Annotated in this window: 18 protein-coding genes and 1 pseudogene; 15 read left to right on the plus strand and 4 right to left on the minus strand. The window is 68.9% G+C overall.

The features are described from left to right. The first annotated feature begins 328 nt into the window (after window positions 1-328). From ACIBA9_RS06235 to ACIBA9_RS06265, 7 genes and pseudogenes are all read left to right on the plus strand, one after another. Window positions 329-1,165, plus strand: a complete 837-nt coding sequence (locus ACIBA9_RS06235) for a S8 family serine peptidase (RefSeq protein WP_399361229.1) — start codon at window positions 329-331, stop codon at window positions 1,163-1,165. Window positions 1,166-1,278: 113 nt separating this feature from the next. Beyond that, a pseudogene (locus ACIBA9_RS06240) lies at window positions 1,279-1,642 on the plus strand (transposase); the annotation flags it as partial. A gap of 821 nt (window positions 1,643-2,463) precedes the next feature. Further along, a complete protein-coding gene (locus ACIBA9_RS06245; RefSeq protein WP_399360155.1) occupies window positions 2,464-2,817 on the plus strand; it encodes a hypothetical protein in 354 nt (117 codons plus the stop codon). A 20-nt stretch (window positions 2,818-2,837) separates the two neighbouring features. Beyond that, window positions 2,838-3,854, plus strand: coding sequence for a radical SAM/SPASM domain-containing protein (locus tag ACIBA9_RS06250; protein WP_399360156.1), 1,017 nt, complete (start codon window positions 2,838-2,840; stop codon window positions 3,852-3,854). A 135-nt stretch (window positions 3,855-3,989) separates the two neighbouring features. After that, window positions 3,990-4,499 carry a SigE family RNA polymerase sigma factor gene (locus ACIBA9_RS06255; RefSeq protein WP_399360157.1) on the plus strand — a complete coding sequence of 170 codons (510 nt, stop codon included), beginning with the start codon at window positions 3,990-3,992 and terminating at the stop codon, window positions 4,497-4,499. A 60-nt stretch (window positions 4,500-4,559) separates the two neighbouring features. Continuing rightward, window positions 4,560-5,273: a hypothetical protein gene (locus tag ACIBA9_RS06260; protein ID WP_399360158.1), complete on the plus strand. Its 714-nt coding sequence runs from the start codon at window positions 4,560-4,562 to the stop codon at window positions 5,271-5,273. A gap of 448 nt (window positions 5,274-5,721) precedes the next feature. Then, the gene (locus ACIBA9_RS06265; protein WP_399360159.1) at window positions 5,722-6,957 is read left to right on the plus strand and encodes a hypothetical protein; all 1,236 of its coding nucleotides are present in this window, start codon (window positions 5,722-5,724) and stop codon (window positions 6,955-6,957) included. Between the two features lie 191 nt (window positions 6,958-7,148). On the opposite strand, the gene ACIBA9_RS06270 is transcribed toward ACIBA9_RS06265, so the two are convergent. Then, window positions 7,149-7,403: a hypothetical protein gene (locus ACIBA9_RS06270; RefSeq protein WP_399360160.1), complete on the minus strand. Its 255-nt coding sequence runs from the start codon at window positions 7,401-7,403 to the stop codon at window positions 7,149-7,151. 358 nt (window positions 7,404-7,761) lie between these two features. Between ACIBA9_RS06270 and ACIBA9_RS06275 the strand changes: the two genes are divergently transcribed. From ACIBA9_RS06275 to ACIBA9_RS06300, 6 genes are all read left to right on the plus strand, one after another. Then, a complete protein-coding gene (locus ACIBA9_RS06275; protein WP_399360161.1) occupies window positions 7,762-8,340 on the plus strand; it encodes a fasciclin domain-containing protein in 579 nt (192 codons plus the stop codon). 250 nt (window positions 8,341-8,590) lie between these two features. Then, the gene (locus ACIBA9_RS06280) at window positions 8,591-8,800 is read left to right on the plus strand and encodes a hypothetical protein (protein WP_399360162.1); all 210 of its coding nucleotides are present in this window, start codon (window positions 8,591-8,593) and stop codon (window positions 8,798-8,800) included. A 66-nt stretch (window positions 8,801-8,866) separates the two neighbouring features. Further along, window positions 8,867-9,139 (plus strand): hypothetical protein, encoded by a 273-nt coding sequence (locus tag ACIBA9_RS06285; protein ID WP_399360163.1) that lies wholly within the window; start codon window positions 8,867-8,869, stop codon window positions 9,137-9,139. A 96-nt stretch (window positions 9,140-9,235) separates the two neighbouring features. Then, the gene (locus ACIBA9_RS06290; RefSeq protein WP_399360165.1) at window positions 9,236-9,715 is read left to right on the plus strand and encodes a hypothetical protein; all 480 of its coding nucleotides are present in this window, start codon (window positions 9,236-9,238) and stop codon (window positions 9,713-9,715) included. Between the two features lie 57 nt (window positions 9,716-9,772). Beyond that, window positions 9,773-10,291 (plus strand): glutathione peroxidase, encoded by a 519-nt coding sequence (locus tag ACIBA9_RS06295; protein ID WP_399360168.1) that lies wholly within the window; start codon window positions 9,773-9,775, stop codon window positions 10,289-10,291. A gap of 86 nt (window positions 10,292-10,377) precedes the next feature. Beyond that, window positions 10,378-11,226, plus strand: a complete 849-nt coding sequence (locus ACIBA9_RS06300) for a MerR family transcriptional regulator (RefSeq protein WP_399360170.1) — start codon at window positions 10,378-10,380, stop codon at window positions 11,224-11,226. A gap of 216 nt (window positions 11,227-11,442) precedes the next feature. On the opposite strand, the gene ACIBA9_RS06305 is transcribed toward ACIBA9_RS06300, so the two are convergent. The 3 genes from ACIBA9_RS06305 to ACIBA9_RS06315 form a co-directional block, all read right to left on the minus strand. Next, window positions 11,443-11,634: a DUF397 domain-containing protein gene (locus ACIBA9_RS06305; RefSeq protein WP_362158430.1), complete on the minus strand. Its 192-nt coding sequence runs from the start codon at window positions 11,632-11,634 to the stop codon at window positions 11,443-11,445. Between the two features lie 189 nt (window positions 11,635-11,823). Continuing rightward, complete coding sequence (locus tag ACIBA9_RS06310) at window positions 11,824-12,681, minus strand: helix-turn-helix transcriptional regulator (protein WP_362158433.1); 858 nt, start codon at window positions 12,679-12,681, stop codon at window positions 11,824-11,826. Between the two features lie 202 nt (window positions 12,682-12,883). Continuing rightward, window positions 12,884-13,639 (minus strand): GPP34 family phosphoprotein, encoded by a 756-nt coding sequence (locus tag ACIBA9_RS06315; protein ID WP_362158435.1) that lies wholly within the window; start codon window positions 13,637-13,639, stop codon window positions 12,884-12,886. A 181-nt stretch (window positions 13,640-13,820) separates the two neighbouring features. Here ACIBA9_RS06315 and ACIBA9_RS06320 point away from each other — a divergent pair, with 181 nt between their 5' ends. Together ACIBA9_RS06320 and ACIBA9_RS06325 are read left to right on the plus strand one after the other, a co-directional pair. Further along, window positions 13,821-16,496 carry a D-alanyl-D-alanine carboxypeptidase gene (locus tag ACIBA9_RS06320; RefSeq protein WP_399360173.1) on the plus strand — a complete coding sequence of 892 codons (2,676 nt, stop codon included), beginning with the start codon at window positions 13,821-13,823 and terminating at the stop codon, window positions 16,494-16,496. A gap of 196 nt (window positions 16,497-16,692) precedes the next feature. Continuing rightward, on the plus strand, window positions 16,693-18,609 hold the full coding sequence (locus tag ACIBA9_RS06325; protein ID WP_399360175.1) for an MFS transporter: 1,917 nt from the start codon (window positions 16,693-16,695) through the stop codon (window positions 18,607-18,609). Window positions 18,610-18,640: the final 31 nt, after the last annotated feature.

Below are 18,640 nucleotides of genomic sequence, written 5' to 3' on the forward strand. Positions count from 1 at the left end.
ACAGGGCAATATGCCCAAGTCACGGCAACTATCGCCCAGGACGACATGACGCCCCGCCGGGCCACCGCATCGTACCGCAATATTACATCTGCTACGACGAGTGCCGGGGATTCTGCTGGAACGAATGTCGGGGCAACTCCAGGAGCGCCGGCTGCCTCAAATGCAGAAAGGAATGCATTGACCAATGCAGGGAAGGCCTATAGCACTAATAGCGCAATAGGTCGGACGGTCTCCCTCAGAAGGCGGCGCAATCGTGGGGCCATTGGATTTGGTCAAGCTCACTCCCCTGATGGCGCGCAGCGCGGGTAGGCCGGAAGTCATTGTTGGAATGATCGACGGCCCTGTGGCCGTCGGCCATCCCGGACTCGCCGGCCGGCGCGTGCGCGTACTACCGGGGGCCGGGCGTGGCAGCGGATGCGCCGCAGACACCTTGTGCCGTCACGGCACGTTCGTAGCCGGCGTCCTGAGCGCCGGACGGTCGTCTGTGGCGCCGGGCATCTGCCCGAACTGCACGCTCCTGGTACGCCCGGTGTTCGCCGCGGAACAGCCGGGCTGCCGGCCGGAGCAACTCGCGGACGCCATCGTGGAGACGGTGCGCAGGGGCGCCCGGGTGCTCAATCTGAGCGCTGCGTCCGAACAGCCTTCCAGTGCCGGGCACCGGGCATTGGAGGGGGCGTTGGACTATGCGGCGAGCCGGGGTGTGATCGTGGTCGCTGCCGCAGGTAACCAGGGCAGACTCGGCACCTCGGTGATCACTCGGCATCCGTGGACGATCCCGGTGATCGCGTACGACGGGCGGGGCAGACCGATGAGCCTGTCGAATCTGGGCGGCTCGATCAGCATTCGCGGCATCGGCGGACCCGGCGAAGGCATCGTCAGCCTCGGTACTGGTGACCATCCGTTCACCATCACCGGCACGAGCGCGGCCACCCCGTTCGTGTCCGGCGCAGTCGCCCTGCTGATGTCGGAGTTCCCCGGCTCGTCGGCATCCGAGGTACGGTCGGCCGTCACCCGCGCCAGCACCTCACCCCGGCGGCCCCTCGTCCCCCCGCTATTGGACGCCTGGGCCGCGTACGAGGCCTTGCGGGGACGCCCGGACGTGGTGCGGAGCCCTCCGCCTCTCTGCGCACACCAGCGCTGTCGCCGCGTGCATGAATCGTCATGAGAAACCCCGGCTGGCAGCAGTTTCATGCCAGGATCGGAGGCCGGGAGTCCCGTTGAGGGCCACGAAGAAGGTAACTGTGAGTACTTCTACGGCCCTGGGTTGGTTTGCTGCCACACGGGACCCCGCTCGCGGCCCTGCCGATCGGCGGCAACCGTAACGACGTCGCCCGGCTGATCCCGTTGCTCGATCCGATCCCGCCGGTCCGTAGCCGAGTAGGGCATCCCCACCGCAAGCCGACTCGCTGACCGCGGCTACGACCACGACGTCTACCGCGACCAGGGCCGCGCCCGCGGCATCGTGCCCGCCATCGCCCGCCGCGGTACCCGGCACGGCACCGGACTGGGTGCCTACCGATGGGTGATCGAGCGGACCTTCGCCTAGTTGCACGGCTTCCGCCGCCTGCGCATCCGCTTGGAACGGCGGGCCGACATCCACGAAGCGTTCCTCAAACTCGCCTGCTGCCTCACGACCCACTGACAGCGCGGATCATTGTGTAAGCCGATGTCAAGTCGTCGAGTTGCGCAGGCCTGCCGCAAGTGCATGCTGTAGCTAAGTGGTCGGTCTATGAGCGATTTATGTGGAGGTGGCCCTATGGCAAAGTTCACACCGGTAGCACAAGAACCGCATCAGATGGAAGTTCACGAAGTAGAACTTACTCCGGAGGAATGGGATACCTACCGCGCGTCACCGATCAAATTCCTGAAGGAGCTCGCCGAGTCCGATGGAACCAAAGTCAACCGCCTAATGCTCGACGCGCAGATGGTCCAAAGTTGGGACGCCAACGATGATGGCCCGCCCGGCATTTGTCATGGAACTCTGACGAGGCATCATATCATCTCAGGCCCATTCCGGTCGACTGTGGCATGGCACTGCTCCGGCCCCTGGGAATAGCATCCTCGACGTCCGGTGCAGTTAGTACCCGTGCCGAAGTCCGAGCACGCGTGCCACTGCCTGTACCGCCTACGCGACGAGACGTTTCATGTGTACCGTCCTTCCTCACCTACGCGGTGCTTCCAGGCGGACTTAAGCTGCTAAGAACGGCTAAGCGCACTGAGGTGGATCGGCACTGAAGGTCGTGTGCCACAAGGGAGTTGAGTGTACGGCCGACTGTGGGGACATCGCCAGGGCGGCTGAGTCGCAGCCGGTGCGGAGTGTAGGAAGTCGAGCCGGTCCGACTTCCCACACTCGCAACAGTTCAGGGCGCGCGACGTCAGACTTCACCCGCATGGTGCCTTGTCCGGCCCGGCAGATCGAATACAGACTTCCTCCGGAAAATTCCATTTCACCAGAGGACAGCGATGACTAACGCCAAGCGCGGATCCGAGGCCCTGATGGAAGCCTGGCGTAACGCCGGCCAGCCGATCAGCGAGGACTTCGTCTCCGGCCTCGCCGAAATCACGTCCGAGCTCGTCCTGGAGCGGATCCTGATCCGCGGCACTCCCCGCCCCGATGTCCTGCAGGCCACGTTCCGGGTAGATGGCAACAGCCACGGCTCGCAGATCGGTTCGGTGGTCCAGAGTGTGGTGGATTTGGCCCACCGTACGAATGTCGTCCAGCACACTGCCCTCACTTGGCAAACCCGCGGACTCGCGCCGGTCATCGACGCCCAGGTCATCGAGGTGTCCGTCGGGGCCGACAACCGCGCCCGCTGATCCCCCGCCCGCGCATTCCGATGACTCTTCCCGATCGGGCCTACCTGCAGGTCCACCCAACCCGGCGCTGCAACCTCCGTTGCCTGCACTGCTACTCCTCCTCCGGGCCGGATGTCGCGGAGACCACCGAGTTGTCCGTCCTGAAGCAGGCGGTGGCCGACGCAGCAGCCCTTGGGTACGACGTACTCGGGGTGTCCGGAGGTGAACCGACGTTGTACCGTCCGCTGGACGACCTGCTGCGAACGGCCCGCTCGCACGGCATGCGGACCACCGTCACCAGCAACGGCATGCTGCTCACCGGCCGCCGGCTCTCAGAACTGGCGGGCCTCGTAGATGTCCTGGCCATCTCGCTGGACGGTGTGCCGGACAGTCACGTGCGGATGCGCCAGGATCCCCGGAGTTTCGCGGCCATGCAGCGCAGGCTCCCGCTGGTCCGGGACTCCGGGATCCCCTTCGGCTTCATCTTCACCCTGACCCAGTTCAATATCCAGGAGCTGGCCTGGGTGGCCGACTTTGCCGTCGCCGCAGGGGCCGCCCTGCTGCAGATCCACCCACTCGAAGCAGAGGGCAACGCTGTGGGCGCCTTGCCCGACGCGGTGCCCGACGTGACCGAGATGCTCTTCTCGGTGTTGGAGGCCGCGCGGCTGCGGACGTCGACAGACCTCGTCATCCAGCTCGACCTGGTGGAACGCGGAAACCTGGTATCCCAGGCCGACCGCTTCCGCCTCGGCGACAGCGGCGACGAGGGCGACGGTCAGGGGGATGGGCCAGCCGAGCGACTCAGTTCCTGGCTGTCACCGCTCGTGGTCGAGACGGACGGTACGGTCGTGCCCTTCACCTACGGGTTCGACCGCCGGTTCGCCCTCGGCAACCTGCACGAGACACCGCTGTCCGCCCAGGCCCGCACCTGGGACCCGGCCCCCTTCCGCGACCTCTGCCGGAGAGTGCACGCCGACCTGGCCAGCGACTACGGGCCCGCATTCGTTAACTGGTACGACGAAGTCACTCGCGCCTCGCGGGCGAGCCTCGTCGGTTGAGCGGACAGGTCGGCGGCCCGGTGCAACAGCCGGGACCGTCGGCCTCTACAGCTGGACTGATTTCTGCTTCTCCGGGTGGGACGTAGCCCTGCGGCCACAGCGTCTTCAGAGTGTGGACGACGAACAGGATCTCGGATGAAGCGCCGGTACGAAGAGGAATTCATGGCGTTCGCCGCTGCGCGATCCGCACCTCTGTTCCGCTCTGCGTGCGTGCTCACCAGCGGTGATGTGCACCTCGCCGAGGACTTGGTGCAGGACACGCTGGGCCGGATGTATGCCAACTGGCGCAAGATCGCGCAGATAGACGACCCGGCGGCCTACACCCACACCGTCCTCGTACGGACGTATCTGTCCTACCGCCGTCGGCGCAGCAGCTCCGAGCAGCCCACCGGCACTCTCCCGGACTCCGGTGCCACCACCGAGCATGACGCCACGCTACGGGTCACGTTGCTCGACGCTCTCGGCCGACTCTCCGCCCGGGACCGGGCCGTACTGCTCCTGCGCTACTGGGAGGACCGCAGCGTCGAGCAGACCGCCGCGATCCTTCAGGTCCGGCCGGGCGCGGTACGCAACCAGAGCATGCGCGCACTCGCCCGGATCCGGAACCTGCTGGGCCACGACCTGTCCGAGCTCGTCAGCCCCTGACCCCGGTGCCGCAGCACCTCCCTCGCCCTCTGCACCGACCCCGAAACGCGGTGACCCGTCATGCCCATCGAAGAAGATTTCACCGACGCCCTCCGCACCACCCTCCTGACCTTCGAGCCGCCCCACACCGCGTCACTTGTGCAGGCCGGTGTCCGCAACGGCCGGCGCAGGCGCCGCCGCCGCGCCGTGGCCGTCGGCGTGAGCGGGGCAGTCGTACTCGCGCTCGCCGGGCTCGGCGCGGCGGTCGTTCCCGGGCAACTCTCCGACGGGCGAACAGCCGACCACGGGATCGCCGGGCCGGCGGCCGCGGCCACAACCGGATCGGCCACGGCATCCGCCACCCCGAAGCCGACCTTCACCGGCACACTGTCCGCCGACCGCGCCCTTGCCACCCTGACCGCGCTGCTGCCGGCCGGCCTGACCCATTCGAGCCCGCCCGGCGGCCGGCAGTCCGGGCAGCTGTGGGTGGACGACGGCCACGGCAAGTCGCTACTCGAAGTGCACGTCTCCCGGCAGACCTCCACCACCGCGATCCGCGGCCACGTCTTCGCCGGCACCACACCCCTGGCCGACGGCACCCTGATCAAGTCCTGGCAGGCACCACCCGGAACGGACCCGGGTCACGCGGCGGTGAACGTACTGCGTCCTGACGGGCTCTACGTCACCCTCATGGAGTGGCAGGGACCGAGCCAGAACGCCCCCTCAAGTCGTACCGCGCCGATCCTGACGCCGGCCCAACTACGGGCCATCGCAACCAGCTCACAGTGGCGGTGACCCCCGCAGAGGCCATGCGGCGGGCCGACACGATCACGGTGGGCATCACCTCGGCGACTGTCTGGCCGCGTCCACGCCCGCGTCGGCAGTACTGATGTGCCTTCAGCACTTCGCCAACCCACTGGTGGCCCGCATCGAGCAACCGACGAGCACTGGCCTGACCATCACCGACTGACCGACATCACGAATTCAAGTGCAATGCCCTGGCGAATCGCCATCAGTACTTTGGATGCACCGTCTCCGAAAGGTGTCGATCACGAGCCGGATGCCGCCATGAGTGCGCGTGCGGTGTGCCACTGGCGGATATTCAGGCCAGGACCTCTCGGTTGAATTGTGATCGCAGCCGGGCGTGTCGCCTTCCTGTCGATTGATCCGACATGAATCATTTCTGTTGGTGTTCCGGTATCACTCACGGGAACGACACTCGCGATCCGCCCAAGGAGCCCCGATGCGTCCGAGTATCCCTCGTATCGCCCCCATTCTCATGGGCCTCACTGCCGCCGCTTTTGGCTTCGTCACGCCGACCGCTACCGCACAACCTGCCCCACCGGCTCCGGACCCACTGGGCGTGTCGCAGTCGGCCACGGCGCCTACCAACACAGTGGTCGGCACTTCCTCGGCCAAGGCAAGCGGCACCACTCCTGCCACCAGTCGGTCGCTGACCGTGAACGTGCCCAGCTGCAACGAGAGCGACCTGCAAGCCGCAATCGGCGCTGTCGCCACAGTGGGTGGCACGGTCAACCTCAGGCGCGGCTGCACCTACACCCTCACCGACGCCGCGCCGCCCAACGACGACAACGGACTGCCGGTCATCACGAACAGAGTGACGATCAACGGATACGGCGACACCATCACCCGCGCCGCAACCGCGGCCAACTTCCGTTTCTTCGAAATCGACGGCCCCAATGGAAACCTGACTCTCAACGCCCTGACCCTCAGCAACGGTCACGCATCCAGTGGCCTTGGCAACGGCCGGGGCGGTGCCATTTGGCTCCAGGGTGGCGGTTCCGCGCTGACGCTGAACAACACCAGCCTCACCACCAACACCGCCGACACCTTCGGTGGGGCCATCGACAACGACAATGGCACGGTGAGCGTCAACAGCAGCACGCTCTACAACAACACGGCGAGGGCCGGCGGGGCCGTGTTCGTGAGCCCATTCGGAGGTTCCGGCACGGCGACCGTCGACAGGAGCGGGATCACCGGCAACCACGCAACCCAACTGGCCGGCGGTATCGCCGCCGCCGTCGGCACGAAGGTGACGCTGACCAGCACCCAAGTCAGCAGCAACGATGTCACCGGTACCAACGCGCAGGGCGGCGGCATCGCGCAAGCCGGAACCATGACGCTGAAGAGAAGCCCGGTCATCGGCAACACCACCAGCGGCAACAATGCGCAGGGCGGCGGCATCTACAATACGGTCGGCACGGTGCAACTCACCGACAGCCCGGTCACCAACAACACTGCCAACGGCACGAACTCCCGCGGTGGCGGCATCTACAATACGGTCGGCACGGTGACTCTCACCCGTAGCCCGGTAACCAGGAACCGAGCGCTGGGAACGGGTGCAGACGGTGGCGGCATCTTCAGAGCCAGCGGCACGGTGACGCTGATCGCCAGTCCCGTCGTCGGTAACCAACCCAACAACTGTGGTAGCCCCAGCACCGTACCCGGCTGCTTTTAGTACGGGAGTTCATCGGAAGTATCAGCGGTGCGACTGTCTCAGGTTCGATTCCTGCCCAGAAGCACCAAGGCCCCGGGTCGATCGTGATCCGGGGCCTTTGACATATGACGACGGTCCTCTACCGGCGGCGGGATGGGCCCGGCTACCGACAGTAGGCGACGGTGGGGCCCTGTCTCAGCGTGCCACCAGGCTCAGGGCTGCTGCGGGTAGTACACCGAAGTGCCCGCGTCGGGGTAGTCCTGGAAGAGCTCCCTCTCCAGCGCCCAGCGGGCGTCCCTCAGTGCGTCCTCGGCCTGAGTCAGCCTCTTGTGCGGAAGGCTCTCAGGTCCGGTGCGGGGGAAGGCGTTTGCCACCTTGACCCCCAGGCGCACTAGTTCCCTCTGCATCTCGGCCAGTTGCTGTCCGATCTGGGCGTGCTCTTCTTCGTTGAGACGTGGCTTCGTCATGCGACCATCGTCTCCGCTTCGGTGTGCTGGGGACGGGCTTCGGCTTCGCCTTCACCCAGAGGGGGCTCCCCTTGCCAAGGGTGCCGCGGCGGCGACGGACGTCGGCAAGCAGATGACCAGCCACCCTCGGTGCCTCGCAGCGAACTTGCATGCCGTGGGCGGCAAGCGGGGCGTTCGCCGCGTCCGGCTTCGAGATGCGGCCCCGGGCACGTGCTGGATACGCTCGCTGAGCGGCAGGGTGATGAGGGCCCCAACGCCGGCCGGGCGCTGCGGCCGCCCCACCCCGCCCGACGGAAACGAAGACAGCCGCAGTCCAGGCCTCGGCAGGACTCACCCCTCCACAGGAGGAAGGTTTGCTATGAGGTTCACCCGCACGCACACAGCAAGAGCCACCGCGGCAGTTGTGGTCGCCGTCCCGCTCGCCCTCGGAGCTCTGACGTCGCAGAGCCATGCGCAGGATGCCTCTCCCAGCCCGTCCGGCACGTTCGGTTCCGGCTGTTCGGCGCTCTCCCAGAAGGCCGATACGGCCAAGGACAAGGTCGTGGAGGCCGCAGCTGCCTACCCGCAGCTCAGCCAGCTGGTAGCAGCCGTGGTCAGGGCACGGCTGAGCGGCACCCTCGACGGGAAGCCCGGAGTCACCATCTTCGCTCCCAATCAACAGGCCTTCCAGAACGTGCAAGCGTCACAGCTCTCCTCGCTGCTCGGCGACCAGGGGCAGCTGAAGAAGGTGCTGACGTACCACGTGGTGGACAAGCAGATCACCCCGAGCGAACTCTCCAAGGGTTCGTTCACGACGGTGGAAGGCAGCAAACTGACCACATCGGGCTCGGGCACCGACTTCAAGGTCAACGACAAGGCGAACATCGTCTGCGGCAACATCAAGGCCGCTAACGCCACCATCTACGTCGTCGACGCGGTCCTCCAGCCCCCGTCCTGAGTCACGAAGCCGAAGGTCGGCGGCGGAAGTGGCCCGGAGGTGTCCACCTCGCCGGGGTTCACTTCCGCCGCCGACGCCAAGAGCGCGATGTGCAGACGTGAGGTTCGTCGGCAAACGGCACCCTGGGCGAGCTCACGAATGGCGCAACGCGACGCTGGGAGGTGAAATGGAGTTTCAGCCCGGGAGCCGTCCCTGGCACGAGTTCGGTCGTGGCGTAGTACCGAATTAGGGCACGCGAGAGGAGAAGACCATGCGTATACGACGGCTGCTGGCGCTCGTGTTCGCCACAGCGACCCTGGCCGGCGTGAGCGTCGTCGGCGCCGCCGCCGCTCAGGCAGCGACGTATCCGGGTATCTCGGCCGAACAATGCACGGCCCAGGGTGGAACGGTCAACGCGGCAATGCCCTACCGCAGCGCCACGTGCACCTTCCCCGACGGGCACTCGGAGAGCATCACCTGAGCCCGCCGGGCCAGCCATTTCCGACGGCAACATCGGTCGACCAACCCCGGAGAGTAGGTGGCTCCCATGCGCACATCGTCCCGCGCGGCCGGTCTCCTCACCGGTCTGACCCTCGCCCTGGGCGTGGCCTTCGCCGCCCCCGCCGCCCACGCGGACATCCCGGCCTGCACGAACCTGGTCCAGGGGACGGGCGTCCAAGTCTCCGATGCCGTCAGCTCGGCGTGTACCCGAGGTGTGCACAACGACCTGCAAGGCTGCGCGAAGGGCCTGACCGAGGCCGGTGTGCCGGGCGGCGCCGCGAACGGTGCCTGCCGGCTGGCGGCCAACCCCCCTCGCTGAACCTGGCTCGCCGAGGACGAAGTCCGGGCCGGCTGCGGTCACTTGCGTGGCGAGAGCCACTGGTGGCGGTGCGCTGGTTGGGCCAAGCTGCGGCACATGGACTGGATGCCGCTTCTCTCGACGCTGACCGGTGCCGTCATCGGCATCGCGGCCACTCTGATCGCCGATCGCAACCGGTGGCGGCGGGAGGAGGCCAGGCATGCGTGGGAAGTACGGCGCGAGGTGTACACGGAGTACGTGTCCGCCCTCAAAGCGGCAGGAGAGGAGATGCGGGCCGTCGCCTTGGGCGATCACATGTCCGATTCGGTGCGTGACGCGGCCGTGAGGGAGGCCGTCCGCGGCGCCGGTCTCTATACCGCCAGTGAGCGCCTCTGGCTCGTGGGGCCGCCGCAGGTGGTGGCGGCGGGTAACGAGGCGTTCCATGGCCTGCGCGCGATACGCGACGCCTACGCCCGGGGGGTGGCGGTCGGCTCCGCCGAGGAAGCGGCCCTGGTGGGAAGGCGCCGTGCGGCCATGGCTCAGATGCGTCGTCTCATGCGTGAGGACCTGGGTTTCGGGCCTCTCGGGATCGAGTGATCGTCAGCGGGCAGGGCCGGGCACGAGGGTGTCATCCGGCGGGGCTAGCATCCGCCCATGACGACTACCGACCGCAACGACTCCCCGCTGGACGTCGAGATCGAGGCCCTCCAGGGCGGCTCCGCACAGCTGTCCCGGTTCTCGGGCCAGGCCGTGCTCATGGTGAACGTGGCCTCCAAGTGCGGCCTGACCCCGCAGTACTCCGGCCTGGAGAAGCTCCAGGAGCGCTACGCCGAGCAGGGCTTCACCGTGCTGGGTGTGCCCTGCAACCAGTTCCTCGGGCAGGAGCCCGGCAGCGCCGAGGAGATCGCCGAGTTCTGCTCGGCGACGTACGGCGTGACCTTCCCGCTGACCGAGAAGGTGGAGGTCAACGGCGCGGGCCGGCACCCGCTGTACGAGCGGCTCGTCGGTGTCGCCGACGCCGAGGGGTACACCGGTGACATCCGCTGGAACTTCGAGAAGTTCCTGATCGGCCGGGACGGGACGGTCGTCGCGCGTTTCTCGCCGCAGACCGAGCCCGAGTCGGCCGAGGTCGTCGCGGCCGTCGAGAGGGCCATCGAGGGCCCGCTCGGCTGAGCACGGCTTGACCTTGCCCCTGGGGCAGGGATCACCCTCCTCCTCGCCGGGCGGAACCGAACCGCCCGGTGACGGAGGATGGCGACGTGGACGACGAGCTGCTCACCATCGGCGCCTTTGCCGCGCGGACCCGGCTGTCGGCCAAGGCCCTGCGGCTGTACGACCGGCTCGGCCTGCTGTCGCCGGCCCGGGTCGACGGCCCCACCGGCTACCGCTACTACCGCGCCGACCAGGCCGAGCGAGCCCGGCTGGTGGCGCTGCTGCGGCAGCTGGACATGCCGCTCGCCCGGATCGCCGAGGTGGTCGGGGCCGAGGGCGCCGAGGCCGCCGACCGGCTCGCCGCCTACTGGGCGGCCGTGGAGGCCCGGGTAGCCGGACAGCGGACCCTCGCCGAGTACCTCCGTGGACGGCTGTCGGGGAGGAGCTCCGAGATGTACGACAGGTTCGTGATCGAGACCGTGGACGTGCCGGCGCGGGTGGTGCTGAGCGAGTCGCGGCACACGCTGGCGGATGAGTTGCCGACCTGGATCGGCGCGTCCCTGGGACGGCTGGAGGCGGCCGCCCGGGAGTGCGGAGGCGTCACGGGGGCGCCGTTCGTCGTCTACCACCGCGAGGTGTCGATGGAGAGCGACGGACCGGCGGAGTCCTGTGTGCCGGTGGCGGACGAGGCGGCGGCCCGGTCGTGGGCCGGGCGACAGGGGCACACTTGGCGGACACGGGTGCGGACGGAACCCGCGGTGCGGCTGGCCTACACCCGGATCACCAAGGCCCAGGTGGCGCATCCGCAGATCCTGGCCGCCTTCGAGGCGGTCGAGCAGTGGATCGCCGGGGAGGGGCTGGAGGTGGCCGGCCCCTGCCGGGAGGTCTACTTCGCGGACTGGGACGCGGCGACCGCCGAGGACCCGGTCTGTGACGTGGCGTTCCCGGTGCGCTAGGGCCTGTCGACACGCTCCCGTCGTCACACTCCGGTCGTCACACTCCGGTCGTCACACGGCCGTCGTCACTCCGCCGCCGGGGAAGCCGGGGAAGGCGGAGCCCCCTCGGCAAGGACGGCGACTGGTCGAGAGGGCTCTCCTGGTGGTGCTTGTGCAGTTGTGGCGGCCGGACCGCTACGTCCGGCGCTTCTACCGGCGAGGGTCAGGGAGAGCCCCTTACGCCTTGACCGAGGCGACGAAGGTGTTCCACGCCTCGGCGGGGAAGGCCAGGGTCGGGCCCTCGGTGACCTTCGAGTCGCGGACGGCGAGCTCGGCGGCGGCGGGCGACTTGACCTCGACGCAGGCGCCATTGCCCGCGGAATAGGAAGACTTCATCCACGTCTCCGAAGCGCCCTGAATCAGTGCCATGTCCACTCCTGTTGCGAGTTGCGGTAGTGCGGTTCACGCCAACCTTGTCGTCTGGTTGGCGTGATCGACGCTACCGGGCAACTGCCGCCGCCGTAGTGGTCGTTCACTCGACCGGATGGCATATTCCAGGCGAGCCTTCCACTGGAGTGGACCTACGGTGTACGATCCGGCGCCCCCTGTGACAGCAGCTCACTCGGCATAGATTTTGGCCCGTTCCGCAATGAACTGTCGGGATTGCTCCACATTCAGGGACTGTGCCCGCAGATGTTCGTACATCACGGCGTACTTCTGAACGTCCTGGGCCTTCTCCAGATACAGGTCACTGGTGACGCCCTCCAGGTACACCACGCTGGAGTCGGCCGCGTCGGTGAACTCCAGGATCGCGTACTGGCCGTTCAGCCCCGGGTGCGCACCCACCTCGAAGGGCAGCACCTGCACGGTGACGTGCGGCAGCTGGGACATCTCGATCAGATGCTCCAGCTGTTCCCGCATCACCAGCTTGCTGCCCACGACCCGGCGCAGCGCGGCCTCGTCCAGCACCACCCACAGCCGCAGGGGGTTGTTCTCGGCGGTGATACGTTCCTGTCGGCGCATACGCACCTGCACACGTTTCTCGATCTCGGCCGTCGACGTCTCCGGCAACGCGCCCTGCACCAGGGCCTCCGCGTAGGCGCGGGTCTGCAACAGACCTGTCACCAGCTGGGGTTCGTAGACGCGCAGCGACTCCGCGTCGGTCTCCAGCCCGATGTACACGCTGTAGGGGATGTCCCCGAACGTGTGCCACCAGCCCTGCTGCCGCGAGTCACGGGCCATCTCCATCAGCGAGTCGACGATGCGCTGGTCCTCGACCTCGTAGACCCCGCACAGATCGCGCACGTCGCGCTGGCTGATGCTCCGGCGGCCGTTCTCCAGCCGGCTGATCTTCGACTGCGACACGAGCAGCCGCTCGGCCACCTCTTCGGCCGTCATGCCCTTGAGCTCACGGAGCCTGCGCAACTCCTGGCCCAGCCGGCGTCGCCTGACGGTCGGATTCACATTGGACGCCACGGGACGTGCACCTCCGGCTGCCTGCCTGTTACTTGACACTTTGCGTATCTGCTGTTGAGCAGATTGCCACCAAGGTGCTTTCTACCGCTGGCAAACGAGGGATATGCGGTGCGTACGGCACAAAAGGCCGGGACGCGGCCGAGCGGGGCGGCGAGATCGCAAGGACCTCGCCGCCCCGCTCCAACCAGCGGCTCCCGAAGGCTCAGTGGGCCACGGCGCGCACCATGGACCCGCGGTGCGGCTGCATCGGGACCCCGTGCGCGGGTTCCGTCACGGGCCTGGCGCCCGACACGGCCGGCCGGCCGGTCGCGGCCGGGCCCCGGCGCGGCTGTGCGGCCGCGCCGTTCTGCACGTCCATGACGGCGTGGGCGACGAGCCCGCCCATCGGATCGTGCCGGATCAGGTCCCGCAACCGGGACCTGGACGAACGCCCCTCGTTACCGGGGTAGAGATGCTTGCCCAGTCCGACGGCGTGCGCCAGGGCGGCGAGCGCCGCGGTCCGCGGGTCCGGTGGCACACCGGTGCGGATCGCCGAGTCCAGCCGGGTTCGGATCTCCCGGCTGATCTCGTTGTCCGCCGCCTGATAGCGCGTCGTCGGTAGCACCCCGCACATCTGACCGGCCACGGCATGCACCATGCCGCACCGCTCCAGATGCGAGAGATACGTCTGACGGAGCCCCAGCCGGGGTCCGCCGATCCAATGGACGGCACGTACGGGAGCGCCACGCCTTCGCAGCAACTCCAACGCGCAGTCCAGAGTCGGATCTCCTGTCGGCCGTGGCACCACCACGGCGATACGATCCCCGTCTGGGGCTATCCGTCCGGCCAGCGCCAGCTCCACTAGCTGTGCTCCGGCCAGACCGAGGTCGAGCGACTGCGGCTGTGCAGTGGTACCCGTGGCCGGGTCCAGTGCCAGCAGCAGAAGCTCCTCCGGAATTGTTCTGCGGCTCCTGCCCATCCATGCCTCCCCGCGTGGATGAATGACAGGGTGACCCCTCTCACATTGGTCTGTCGAGGGCGCGTGACCGGTTCGTGAGGGAACCGGCATGTATGTCGTTCTCGTCTACCGCAGGGGCCAAGCCCTCACACAGGACACTGGTACATGGTTCGGACAGGGCGCGCGCGCGAGCGCGCGGCGCATGGAGGAGGCATCGGTGGCGGGCGAGTCCCCCGACAGGTCGAAGCAGCGCGAGTCGTCGGCGGAACCGACGTCGGGGAGCGGGGGTTCGGTTCCCGAGGCGCGTGATCCGCGTCTCGCGGTCACCCGCGAAAAGGATTCCTCGGGTGGTCGTGCGGACACGGCGACGAAGATCCTGTCGGTGCGGGACGTCAAGCGACGGGCGGCTGCCGCGGACGAGCCCGCCCAGTCCAAGTCCGGGGCCGAGTCCGAGGCTGCGGCCGAGTCCGAGTCCGAGGCTGCGGCCGACTCCGGCGAGACGGCCGACGCCGAGCCCAAGGACACTCCCAAGGAGGACGTCGCCCTCCGCGAGGCGGTCTCGGCATGGGTCCGCGGCGCGGAGGACCCCAAGGGGCAGGACGACACGCCCCCGCAGAAGGCCGCCACGAAGGGGGAGAAGGCCCCGGAGGCGGAGAAGGACACGGAGGCCGACGCCGAGGCGGAGGAAGCCGAGGAGGCCGACGCCGAGGCGGAGGAAGCCGAGGAGGCCGGGAAGGCCGCGCACGCCGCCACCGCCGCCAAGGCCGACGCGGATACGGCGACCGAGTCCGCCCCGAAGCCCGCCGCGGACACCGCGGACACCGCGGCCAAGTCCACCCCCGAGACCGACGCCACCCGGAAGCCGAAGCCGGACACCACGGCTGAGCCGAAGCCGGACGCGAAGCCCGAGCCGAACTCCAAGGCCGAGCCGAAGCCGGACACCAAGGCCGAGCCGAAGCCCGACACCGAGACGAAGCCGGCCGCGAAGCCCGGGCCGGGCACCAAGGCCGGCGCCGGCTCCGCGTCGGACGCGAAGGGCGGCACCGCCCCCCAGCCCGGCGCGGGCGCGACCGCCGGGGGCGCCGAGGGCGAGCCGGACGAGCCGGAGGCCGCCGACGGCGAGGACGCCCCGCAGGGGCCACCCGCACCCGACGACGAGACCCGCACGGGTGGTGCGGGTGGGAACACGGACGCCGAAGGCGAAGCCGAGGCGACCCCCCAAGCCCCCCGGACCCCCCGGACCGGCACCGGCACCGGCACCGGCACCGCCGTGGACCAGCCGACCGCCGTCTTCAAGGCCCCCCGCCCGAAGAGCCCCGAGGTCGACCAGCCGACGACCATGCTCAAGCTGGGCGGCACGCCGAAGGCCCCCACCCCCCGGACCCCCGAGTCCGACAGCGAACGCACCAGCAAATTCGTCGCGCTCAAGAACGACATGCGATCGGCCGTGAAGCCGGGCACCAGGCCGGCCACCGGCCCCGGTACCAAGCCGGACGCCGAACCGGACGCCGAACCGAGCGCCAAGCCGGCCACCGCGCCGGACGCGACCGCCGCCGTTCCGCAGGTCGGCCCCGAGCGCACCACCCAGCAGCCGCTTCCGCCCAAGCCCCCGCTGGACCTGCTGGCGGAGCTGACGAACACGCCTCCGCCCGCGGAGACCCCCGTCCGCACCCTGATGCGCCGGGTCAAGATCTGGACCCCCCTGGTCCTGCTCCTGGCGATCATCTTCGCGGTCGTACAGAACTTCCGTCCGCTGCCGTCCCCCACCCTCGCGCTGACCGGCAAGGACAGCTACACCTTCCAGGGCGGCGCCACGAACCTGCCCTGGCCCGGCGAGGGCCAGGGCTGGATCGACGGTGACGGCATCGGCACGATGGGCCGCTTCGGCAAGCAGACGCCCGTGGCCATCGGCTCGGTCGCCAAGACGATGACGGCGTACATCATCCTCCGGGACCACCCGCTCAAGCCGGGGCAGGAGGGCCCGAAGATCAAGGTCGACGCGACGGCGGAGAAGGAGGGCGGCTACAACAAGGACGGCGAGTCCACGCTCAACACCATCAAGGCCGGCGACAGCCTCACCGAGAAGCAGGCGCTGTCGGCCGTCATCATCCCCTCCGCCAACAACATCGCCCGGCTCCTCGCGCGCTGGGACGCGGGCTCGGAGGCGGCGTTCGTGAAGAAGATGAACGCCACCGCCAAGGAACTGGGGCTGACCCGCACCACGTACACCGACCCCTCGGGGCTGAAGGAGACCACCGTCTCCACCGCCGAGGACCAGGTGAAGCTCGGCCGCGCCTTCGTGAAGGTTCCGGCCCTGGTCGCCATCAGCAGCGCGGCCAGCTGGACCGACCCGTCCGGCAAGTTCTGGCCCAACTACAACGAGCTGCCGTTCCGCGTCGGCGCGATCGGCATCAAGACCGGCAGCACCACCAAGGCCGGCGGCAACCTGCTCTTCGCCTCTCGCAAGCAGGTCGGCGGGCAGACGGTCACCATCGTCGGAGCGATCCTGGGCCAGCACAAGCCGGACATCCTCCAGACGGCCAACGAGGTCAGCAAGACCGCGCTGCTCGCCGCCGAGAAGGCACTGACCTCGGCGAAGATCCTGAAGAAGGGTGACGTGGTCGGTTATGTGGACGACGGACTCGGCGGCCACACCCCGATCGTGATCACCAAGGACGTCACGGCGGCCGGCTGGGCGGGCCTGAAGGTGCGGCTGTCCTTCGTCTCCGGCACCGTGCCGCACACCGCGAAGGCCGGCACCACGGTCGGATCGCTCACGGTGGGCGACGGTACGGCGCGCTCGGTGAAGGTCCCGGTGGCCTTGCGGAAGGATCTGCCGGAGCCCGGGTTCGGCGCCAAGCTGACCCGTCTGCGCTGACCACGCCACCGCCGGTCGCCCGCGCACCCCGTCGACGGCGCCCCACCCGGGAGCCCGTCGGCGGGGTGCGTGCTAGCGTCACGAAACGGGGCAGGTCGACGGTCGGGGGACGCGGCCGCCGACTGGACCAGAAGCGGCCGGGAAGACCGAGGAACGGGGCCGCGCACAGAAGACGGGACACGGGGAGTGCCTTCAGGTGGCCACAGCCGAGCGGACACACGCCGACGACGCCGATCCCGGCCCGGGATCCGGCCCTCGAATACGCCTGTCCTCGCCTGACGCCGCCGGCCGGGACGACAAGGACGTCCCGGGCGGCGAAAGCGGCACGGGCGAGGAGCGCGTCGGGAGCGGCGGCGGCAGTCGCCCGGCCGGGAGACTCGGGCGACTGCTCGCCGCCGCCGAACCGCTGCGGCAGCGGATGCTGGCGCACCCCGTGCTGTCCGTCACCGCGCTCGCGGGTGTCCTGCACATCATCTGGTTCTTCACCTTCGCGAACAGCGGTGGCGATCTCGCGGCGCAGGACGCCTGGGCCGAGTTCGTCGGCCGGCACCCCGACTCGGCGTACAACCTCGCCTGGTACGGGGGCATGCACCCGGTGTCGTACAGCGTGGTGTCGCCGTATCTGATGTCGCTGCTCGGTGTCCGTACGACGATGATGATCGCCGGAACGGTCTCCGCGGGGTTGCTGACCCTGGTCCTGATCCGCAGCCGGGCGGTGCGCAACCCGCTGTGGGCCTCGCTCGCCGGGGTCTTCGCGCTGCTGTGCAACGCGGTGTCGGGGCGGGTGACCTTCGGGCTCGGCACGATGTTCGCGCTGGGCGCGACCGCGGCCGTCTTCTGCTGGCCGTACCGGTGGCGGTACAAACGCTGGGCGAAGGCCCTGGTGGCGGCCCCGCTGGCGGCGCTCGCCACGATGTCCTCGCCGGTCGCGGGGCTGTTCGTGGGGCTGATCGCGGCCGCGCTGTTCCTGCAGAAGCGGCGGCCGGGCGCCTGGGCGCTGGGGATCGCGCCCTCCGCCGTGGTCGCCGTGTCCGCCTGGCTGTTCCCGTTCTCCGGCACCCAGCCGATGACGATCGGCTCGGTGATACTGCCGCTGCTGTACGGCCTGCTGTGCCTGTTCCTCGTGCCGAAGGAGTGGGTGACCGTCCGGCTGACGGCCGCCGTCTACAGCCTGGCCGTCGTCCTGGTGTGGCTGATCAGCTCGCAGATCGGGTCGAACATATCGCGGCTGCCGATGCTGTTCGCGGGTGCGGCGCTGATCGCCGCGCTGCCGTACACGGTGCCGAAGTCGCGCAAGTGGTACGTGACCGTGCTGGCGTTCCTCGGCTTCGTCGGCTGGATCGGCTTCAAGTCGGTGGACGACATCATGCACACCACCCCGGCCGCGTCCTGGGCGCGGGAGCTGGCCCCGCTCGTCGACAAGCTGCAGAAGGTCGACGCGGAGAAGGGCCGGGTCGAGGTGGTCCCCGCGCGCTCGCACCGGGAGGCTTCCGCGCTCGCCCCGTACGTGAATCTGGCCCGGGGCTGGAACCGGCAGGCCGACATGGAGCGCAATCCGCTCTTCTACGACGACACGCTCAACTCGGCGAACTACCACGAGTGGCTCCAGCGCTGGGCGGTGCACTACGTGGTGCTGCCCAAGGACAACCCGGACGGGGACGGCGGCCAGCGTGAGCGGGAGCTGCTTCGGCGCGGCATGCCGTATCTGACGCAGATCTGGGGCGACGCCAACTGGCAGCTGTTCAAGGTGACGGATCCGGCGCCGCTCGCCGAGCCCAACGCGGTGGTGGACCGGGCCGACCAGGGCGAGATGACGTTGCGGGTGAGCAAGGCCGGGCGGGTCCTGATCCGGATCCCGTACTCGCCGTGGCTGAGCGTCGTCGACGAGCACGGCAAGAGCCTGAAGCCGCCGCAGGAGACCGAGGCGTCCAAGCACCGGGGTCCCGGCGTCTCGAAGTCGTACGACAACCCCAACGGGTGTCTGATGGAGACGCCGGAGGATGTGAACGGCGACAAGTGGACCGAGCTGCTGGCGCCGCGCGCCGGCACGTACCGGCTGGCGGCGCCCTACCAGCTGCCGCGCGGCACGCCCTGCCCGGACGAGCTGAAGTAGGGGGCCGGGCCGGCCGCGGGGCCGGCCCGGG

Origin of the sequence: Streptomyces sp. NPDC051452 (assembly GCF_044454765.1) — a bacterium.
Taxonomy (GTDB): domain Bacteria; phylum Actinomycetota; class Actinomycetes; order Streptomycetales; family Streptomycetaceae; genus Streptomyces.

What these genes read in the sequence shown, in the direction of transcription:
- ACIBA9_RS06235 (WP_399361229.1), top strand. Translation starts at nt 329, where the DNA reads ATGATCGACGGCCCTGTGGCCGTCGGCCATCCCGGACTCGCCGGCCGG.
- ACIBA9_RS06275 (WP_399360161.1), top strand. Translation starts at nt 7,762, where the DNA reads ATGAGGTTCACCCGCACGCACACAGCAAGAGCCACCGCGGCAGTTGTG.
- ACIBA9_RS06320 (WP_399360173.1), top strand. Translation starts at nt 13,821, where the DNA reads ATGGAGGAGGCATCGGTGGCGGGCGAGTCCCCCGACAGGTCGAAGCAG.
- ACIBA9_RS06305 (WP_362158430.1), bottom strand. Translation starts at nt 11,634, where the DNA reads ATGGCACTGATTCAGGGCGCTTCGGAGACGTGGATGAAGTCTTCCTAT.
- ACIBA9_RS06315 (WP_362158435.1), bottom strand. Translation starts at nt 13,639, where the DNA reads ATGGGCAGGAGCCGCAGAACAATTCCGGAGGAGCTTCTGCTGCTGGCA.
- ACIBA9_RS06250 (WP_399360156.1), top strand. Translation starts at nt 2,838, where the DNA reads ATGACTCTTCCCGATCGGGCCTACCTGCAGGTCCACCCAACCCGGCGC.
- ACIBA9_RS06255 (WP_399360157.1), top strand. Translation starts at nt 3,990, where the DNA reads ATGAAGCGCCGGTACGAAGAGGAATTCATGGCGTTCGCCGCTGCGCGA.
- ACIBA9_RS06270 (WP_399360160.1), bottom strand. Translation starts at nt 7,403, where the DNA reads ATGACGAAGCCACGTCTCAACGAAGAAGAGCACGCCCAGATCGGACAG.
- ACIBA9_RS06245 (WP_399360155.1), top strand. Translation starts at nt 2,464, where the DNA reads ATGACTAACGCCAAGCGCGGATCCGAGGCCCTGATGGAAGCCTGGCGT.
- ACIBA9_RS06295 (WP_399360168.1), top strand. Translation starts at nt 9,773, where the DNA reads ATGACGACTACCGACCGCAACGACTCCCCGCTGGACGTCGAGATCGAG.
- ACIBA9_RS06260 (WP_399360158.1), top strand. Translation starts at nt 4,560, where the DNA reads ATGCCCATCGAAGAAGATTTCACCGACGCCCTCCGCACCACCCTCCTG.
- ACIBA9_RS06285 (WP_399360163.1), top strand. Translation starts at nt 8,867, where the DNA reads ATGCGCACATCGTCCCGCGCGGCCGGTCTCCTCACCGGTCTGACCCTC.
- ACIBA9_RS06280 (WP_399360162.1), top strand. Translation starts at nt 8,591, where the DNA reads ATGCGTATACGACGGCTGCTGGCGCTCGTGTTCGCCACAGCGACCCTG.
- ACIBA9_RS06290 (WP_399360165.1), top strand. Translation starts at nt 9,236, where the DNA reads ATGGACTGGATGCCGCTTCTCTCGACGCTGACCGGTGCCGTCATCGGC.
- ACIBA9_RS06265 (WP_399360159.1), top strand. Translation starts at nt 5,722, where the DNA reads ATGCGTCCGAGTATCCCTCGTATCGCCCCCATTCTCATGGGCCTCACT.